Raw genomic sequence first — 3869 nt, forward strand, 5'->3', positions numbered from 1 at the left:
AGCATCATAAGCTTGACGCATCATGACGCCGTTGGGGAGAGCGGCATCCACCCCATCTCTGACATTTTCGATAGTGTCAGAACGAGAAATGTGCGCCGAATACCAGATTGTTACAAGCCAATTTGGTGCCGCTCGACTTTCGCAGGTATCCGGGCGCTTGCTCGAGGTGCTGTGATCCCCGCGTATTCGATCAACTGTCTGATCTCACGGTTTAATGGCGCCACTAGCGGTCGTCGTGAGTCAGCGTCAACGGTCCTTTTCAGCCGCATTCGGCGACGCTTGGGCTTCAAGGCGTCCGCCGATCGGCGCGTTCGCGGGATAGCGGCCATCGCTGTCGAGTTTGACGCCGAGCCGGTCGAACAGATCCTGGTCCGCCTTGATTTCGGCGGAAGGAAAATTTCAGGGATCCGGCGTTGGCAGCAGCGGCATGAGCATCGTGCTGTAAGCTACCACTGTCGGTGCAAAGGGGAGTGTGAGAAGGCGACGACCTGAATGGGCGCAATGATCGAATAGATCTGGATCAGGAAAAGCCAGTGAAGCTCTGAGAGTGAAAAGCTCGGAAATCAGATTTGGACCTGATCTGCAGATCACCATACCGGCCCGCGGCTTCTGAAAGTGCCGCAATCTGAGGCCTGACAGAAGTTCGCACTCGATCACAGGCTTTGAAGGTAAGAAGTCTCTTGCATTACGGGCGGCAACCACAGAAGAGCCTCCCTAGGGGCTATTCACGGCGACTGTGGCGACTTTCCATTCAGGGGGAACCCGGGCGCGCCCTCCCATCGTTCCGCGCCATTATTGACGCAAACAAGACTTCGTAGCAGTCTGAAGAAAACTAGCCCGCATTATGCGTCGCGAGCAGGCTTATGTAGTTTAACCGACTGACTTCGTGTATGATTTGGTTCTCAATTCCAATCAACGCGATTTCAGGAAAGCCACACCCGCCATGGCTGATTCCATGCAGATGCTGCCCGGCTTATCACCTGTTGGGCGCAAGAAAATAGTGGCCCAATTCGACGGCGGGCTGCTGTCGTCCGACGCCGGCGTTCTGGTGCTGCGCGAGGTCGAGCAACGTCTTCGCGTCGCGGAACGCATGGCCGTCTGCATAGTCGATCCGCGCGCGCCCGATCAAATCACACATTCTGTCGCCGACATCATCCGCTTTCGATTGTTGATGATCGCGGCGGGCCACGAGGACGGCAACGACGCCAATAGCCTTCGCGTCGATCCGGTCTTCAAGATGGCGCACGATCTGGCGCCTTCAGAGCGTGATCTGTGTTCGCAATCGACGATCTCGCGGCTCGAAAACCTGCCCGATACCCGCGCGCTGTTGCGCATGGGCCGCGCCATGGTCGATCTGTATTGCGAGTCGTTCAAGCAGGTTCCCAAACGCATCACGCTGGACATCGACGACACCTTCGACGCCGTGCATGGCGGCCAGCAATTGCGGCTGTTTAACGCGCATTACGACGAGTATGGTTTTCAACCCATCGTCGTGTTCGACGGCGCGGGCCGCTTCATCACCGCCGTGCTGCGTCCCGCCAAGCGGCCCGGCGGCAAGGAAATCCGCGCCTTTCTTCGCCGCCTGCTGCGCGCCATCCGGGCCAATTGGCCACGAACGGAAATCATGCTGCGCGGCGACAGTCATTACTGATGATGTGGACGGCCTCTCCTCGACGGCATCTAGTGCCAAAGCGTGGTCGCCGGAGTGCGCCACAAAGAAGGGAGACCGTCCGTGAAGAAGTTTATCAGAATCGGCGTCGATCTGGCCAAGAACTATTTTCAGATACACGCGCTGGAGAGCGAAGGTGGGCCCGCGGTGGCGCGCAAGTTGACGCGGACGAAGATGCGGGAGTTCTTTTCGGGGATCGACCCCTCCCTCGTGGGCATGGAGGCGTGCGGTTCGGCGCACTATTGGGCGCGGGAGCTCAAGGTAATGGGTCACGAAGTGTTTCTGATGCCACCGTCCTACACCAGGCCCTACGTCAAGCGCGGCAAGAATGACGCGGTCGACGCCGCGGCCTGTTGCGAAGCGATGTCGCGATCTGGAATGCGCTTCGTTCCGGTCAAGAGCGCGGAGCAACAAGCGACGCTGATGCTGCACAAAACGCGCGAATTGTTGATCAAACAGCGGACTATGAGCGTCAACGCGTTGCGCGCCCATCTTTCGGAGTTCGGCATAATCGTGGCCAGGGGAATCGGCCGAGTTGATGAACTGTGTGATCTGGCCGAAAGTGACGCAACGCTTCCGAACGCAGCCCGGGCCGTCGTGACGGTTCTGGCCCGGCAACTCGAGAATCTCGATAAATCGATCGCTGATCTGGAGAAGGAAATTGCCGCCGCCCATAAGCAAAGCGAGATGAGTCGGCTGCTCGACGAGGTTCCCGGCATCGGAACGATCATTGCCTCTGTGATCTCCGCCAGCGTGCCGGACCCCAACGTGTTCAAGACGGGACGCGATTTCGCCGCTTGGCTCGGTCTGACGCCTCGCCAGAATTCGAGCGGAGGCAAACAGACGCTCGGGGCGATCACCAAGCAAGGAAACCGGTACATCAGGAAATCGCTCGTCCTGGGAGCGACCTCGCTGCTAAACGTGGTCGGAAAACGCAAGGGCGCGTTGCGTGACTGGATCGTCGCGCTTTTGGCGAAGAAGCCGGCGCGGCTGGTTACGGTGGCGCTGGCTAACAAGCTCGCGCGGATCCTTTGGGCGATGATGAAAACCGGCGAGAGTTTTCGCACCGAGATGTTCGCTAAAGCGTAAGATGGACGGTCGCCGCCGCTCGAAAAAAGCTTCGAAGGAAAGTCTCGCCGGTTCGAGTCCAGGTTTGGCAAGCGCAAAGAAACGTGATGAACGACACGGTCACCACCGAAGTTCTGGAATAACCCGCCGGACAGCATGAGCGCATAGCTCGTATTATTGATAGGGATCCAGATCGTCGGACTTCATCAAGGCCAGCGGACATATGCTCCGCACCAACAGGCCGGACATATGACCGCAGCCGACCAAATCGTTCGAAGCGCCAAAAAAGTGCTTGCCATGAGGCCGTCCACATATGCTGCCCCGAGGTGCTCGACTGGTGTCGGGTCAACGGCATTGACTACATCCTCGGCGTCGCGCCGACCACCACGTTGCGCTCCCACATCATCGGGCTCGAAGCCAGCGTGAAGGCGCGTTACGAGGCCACGCAGAAGCAGGGCAAGGCGCGCGGCTTCAAGGAATTTTACGACGGCGCGAAAAGCTGGAGCCGCGTCGAGCGGGTCATCGCGCGGATCGAGGCCGGCTCCGAAGGGCCCGACACGCGCTTCGTCGTCACCAGCCTCAAAAAAAGCAACGCGCGCAGACTTTACGAAGATGTCTATTGCCGGCGCGGCCAGGCCGAGAACCACATCAAATCCTGGAAGACGCATCTGGCTGCCGACCGCACGTCTTGCACGAAGGCCAGCGCCAATCAGTTGCGCCTATTCCTGCACGCAGGCGCCTACTGGCTGATGTGGGGCCTGCGCCTGTCGATGCCGCGGCGCTCCATGTGGCGCGTCGCGCAGTTCGACACGCTGCGCCTGCGGCTGATCAAAATCGCCGCACGCGTCGTCGAGATGAAGACCATGATCCGGGTTCATCTGCCGACATCGTGTCCGGGGCGGGAAATCCTGCGCTTCGCGCTCGCAAGCATCCCGCGCCTCGTAACCTGAACGGCGGGGCGCGAAGCCCCCGAAAATCAAACCCGTCTCGTCAACCCGAAAACTCTTACCCGCTGAACTCCGGCCCGCCGCCAGAGAAGTCGAGCCGCGTCTGCGCGCCAGAAAATCGCGTTCCAATCATCCCAAAACCGCGCCGCATGCGACGGGAATGTCAATGCGCTGCATAATGCGGG

1 protein-coding gene and 2 pseudogenes are annotated in these 3869 nt (G+C 59.5%); all 3 read left to right on the forward strand.

Annotation, left to right across the window (positions count from 1 at the left end):
* Window positions 1–943: 943 nt before the first annotated feature.
* The 3 genes and pseudogenes from Q8N04_12255 (at window position 944) to Q8N04_12265 (ending at window position 3687) form a co-directional block, all read left to right on the forward strand.
* A pseudogene (locus Q8N04_12255) lies at window positions 944–1648 on the forward strand (IS1380 family transposase).
* 84 nt (window positions 1649–1732) lie between these two features.
* On the forward strand, window positions 1733–2758 hold the full coding sequence (locus Q8N04_12260; protein ID MDP3091447.1) for an IS110 family transposase: 1026 nt from the start codon (window positions 1733–1735) through the stop codon (window positions 2756–2758).
* A 296-nt stretch (window positions 2759–3054) separates the two neighbouring features.
* Window positions 3055–3687: pseudogene (locus tag Q8N04_12265) on the forward strand (transposase).
* Window positions 3688–3869 lie beyond the last annotated feature (182 nt).

This window comes from Nitrospira sp. (genome assembly GCA_030692565.1).
Taxonomy (GTDB): domain Bacteria; phylum Nitrospirota; class Nitrospiria; order Nitrospirales; family Nitrospiraceae; genus Nitrospira_D.